The organism is Desulfuromonadales bacterium (assembly GCA_035620395.1).
Taxonomy (GTDB): domain Bacteria; phylum Desulfobacterota; class Desulfuromonadia; order Desulfuromonadales; family DASPGW01; genus DASPGW01.
In genome coordinates, this window is the sequence record DASPGW010000291.1 from 1 (window position 1) to 2,697 (window position 2,697).

A 2,697-nucleotide genomic window follows, 5' to 3' on the forward strand; every position below is an offset into this window, starting at 1 on the left:
GGCCCTGACCGCCACCCTGGTCTCGCTCCCCTTCGGCTTCGCCGTCGCCTACCTGATGGTCTTCACCCGGATGCCCGGCAAGGCGGTCTTCGACGGCATCGTCAACCTGCCGCTGGTGATGCCGCCGGTGGTGGTCGGCTACCTGCTCCTGCTGCTGCTCGGCGAGCGGGGTTGGCTCGGTGCGCTGCTGAAGACCTGGGACATCCGCATCGTCTTCACCTGGTGGGCGGCCGTCATCGCCTCGGTGGTGGTCGGCTTTCCCCTGCTGGTGCGCTCGGTCCGCCTCGGCATGGAGGCGATCGACGAGAAGCTGATCCAGGCCTCCCGCACGCTCGGCGCCCGCTGGTACGACACCCTGTTCACCGTCATCGTCCCGCTCTCGGTCCGCTCGTTGCTGGCCGGCGCCACCCTGATGTTCGCCCGCAGCCTCGGCGAGTTCGGCGCCACCATCATCGTCGCCGGCAACATCCCCGGCGTCACCCAGACCATTCCGTTGGCGATCTACGACTACACCAGCACCCCCGGCGGCGACCGCATGGCCCTGGCGCTCTGCCTGGTCTCCATCGTCCTCTCCTTCGTCGTGCTGATGCTCAACGAGGCGCTCGCCCGGCGCTTTCGCCGGAGGGACGGGCGATGAACCTCCGCGTCTCGCTGCAGAAGAAGTTCGAAGGCTTCGAGCTCGCGGCCGACTTTTCCACCGCCAGCGACCGGGTCGGCATCTTCGGCCGCTCGGGGAGCGGCAAGTCGACGCTGGTGCATCTGCTCGCCGGCCTGACCCAGCCCGATCGGGGGTCCATCGAACTGGACGACGATATCCTCTACTGCTCTACGAGAGGCATCGACGTTCCGCCCGAGCAGCGGCGCCTCGCCGTCGTCTTTCAGCAGGCACACCTTTTTCCGCATCTCAACGTCCGCCGCAATCTCCTTTACGGCTACCGCCGCACCCCGGCCGCTCTGCGCCGCATCGACCCGGCTGCCCTGATCGAGGTGCTCGACCTGGGGGAACTGCTGCAGCGCGGGGTGGGCGCCCTCTCCGGCGGCGAGCGCCAGCGAGTCGCTCTCGGCCGGGCGGTGCTGGCCAGTCCCCGGCTGCTGCTGATGGATGAGCCGCTCTCCGCCCTCGACGAGGGGCTCAAGTACCAGATCATCCCCTACCTGCGGGCGGTCTTCGAGGAGTTCCGCATCCCCTTTCTCTTCATCTCCCATTCGATGAACGAGATGCGCCTGATGACCGACGAGGTGATCGTGCTGCACAAGGGAGCGGTCTCCGTGCAGACCACTCCCGACGAACTGGCCCGCGAGCGCATGAGCTGGGCCAAGGCCGGCTACATCAACCTGCTGCGGCTCAGCGACCCGAAGCCGGATGGCGACCTCTTCGCCTACCGCTTCGGCGACCACCGGCTGCTGATGTGGGCGGGGGCGCCGGGACCGTCGGTCTTCGAACTCTCCTCCAAGGACATCATGCTGTTCAAGGGACGGCCCGAGGCGATCAGCGCCCGCAACCTGCTGCGCTGCCGGGTGGAGGCGGTCACCGACCTGGAAAACCGGGTCGGGGTCGAACTCGACTGCGGCGGCGAGCGGCTGGTCGCCACCGTGGTGCGGCAGGCCGCCGAGGAGTTGGGCGTGCGGACCGGCGCCGAGATCTACGCGGTGATCAAGGCGTCGGCCTTCAGACGGTTGTATTGAGGCATGATCTATATCATTCAGAACGACCCGCGTGTCCCCGCCGGCATCTACGGCCGGCACCTGCAGGACAGGGATATCCCCCAGCGCACGGTTCACCTCTACGCCGGTGAATCGTTGCCTCCCCTGACCGAGGTGTCGGCGTTCATCGTCCTCGGCGGCTACATGGGGGTGCATGATGAAGAGGAGTACCCCTTCCTGCGGCAGCTCAAGGCGTTCATGCGCCGGGCGGTCGAGGCCGGCACGCCGCTCCTCGGCATCTGTCTCGGCGGCCAACTACTGGCCCAGGTCCTCGGCGGCGAGGTGTTCAGCCGTCACCGCGGCGAGAAGGGTCTGCAGGAAATCCACCTGACCTCCGTCGGGCAGGACGACCCCCTCTTCGCCGGCCTGCCGCCAGCCTTCGCCGCCTTCGAGTGGCACAACGACAGCTTCGAAGTGCCGTCCGCAGCCGTTCACCTGGCGGCCTCCGCCGCCTGCCCCGGTCAGGCCTTCCGTTATCGCAATGCCTGGGGGGTGCAGTTCCATCCCGAAGTCGACCGGGAAATCGTTTCCGCATGGAGCGCGGTCGTCGATCCCGCAGGGGGCTACGCCACTGAGTTCGCCGCCGACGAGGCGGCACACCGAGCGATGGCACAACGGCTGCTGAAAAATTTTCTGGATGTTGCGCAAACGGCCAAGGCGCAAAGGCTTCTCTCGCCCGCTCGCTGCACTCGCTAGAGCACACAGAGCCCACGGAGAAAACCTGATTTTTCCCTTGTGCCCTGTGAGCTTTCTGCGACACTGGCCTTCTACTTTGGTGGCAAACCAGGCAACCTTGCCTGCTTTTACGGCAGCTCCCCCCCCCTTGTCCGGCAGTCACCCCGCATTTTTCAGGACTTTTCCTTGGCACGCCCTGTGCTTTTCAAGTGAGTGACAGAGTCAGTTCACCGGCAACGCCGCCGGCAGACGGGCAGAGCAGCCCCGGGACCCCCAACAAGGTCCCGGGGCTTTTTCGTGGCATCGACACGGAGGCGA

Annotated in this window: 3 protein-coding genes; all 3 read left to right on the plus strand. The window is 66.6% G+C overall.

Annotated features, from left to right (window positions below; genetic code table 11):
- On the plus strand, positions 1–637 hold a 637-nt coding region (gene modB, locus VD811_15870; GenBank protein HXV22461.1), incomplete at its 5' end, for a molybdate ABC transporter permease subunit.
- Positions 634–1,686: a molybdenum ABC transporter ATP-binding protein gene (modC, locus tag VD811_15875; GenBank protein ID HXV22462.1), complete on the plus strand. Its 1,053-nt coding sequence runs from the start codon at positions 634–636 to the stop codon at positions 1,684–1,686. The genes modB and modC, both read left to right, overlap by 4 nt.
- A gap of 3 nt (positions 1,687–1,689) precedes the next feature.
- Entirely contained in the window at positions 1,690–2,400 is a 711-nt protein-coding gene (locus tag VD811_15880) for a type 1 glutamine amidotransferase (protein ID HXV22463.1), read from the plus strand.
- Positions 2,401–2,697 lie beyond the last annotated feature (297 nt).

Bases quoted from the DNA above. Each gene is read 5' to 3' on its own strand.
- modC (HXV22462.1), top strand. From the start codon at position 634: ATGAACCTCCGCGTCTCGCTGCAGAAGAAGTTCGAAGGCTTCGAGCTC.
- VD811_15880 (HXV22463.1), top strand. From the start codon at position 1,690: ATGATCTATATCATTCAGAACGACCCGCGTGTCCCCGCCGGCATCTAC.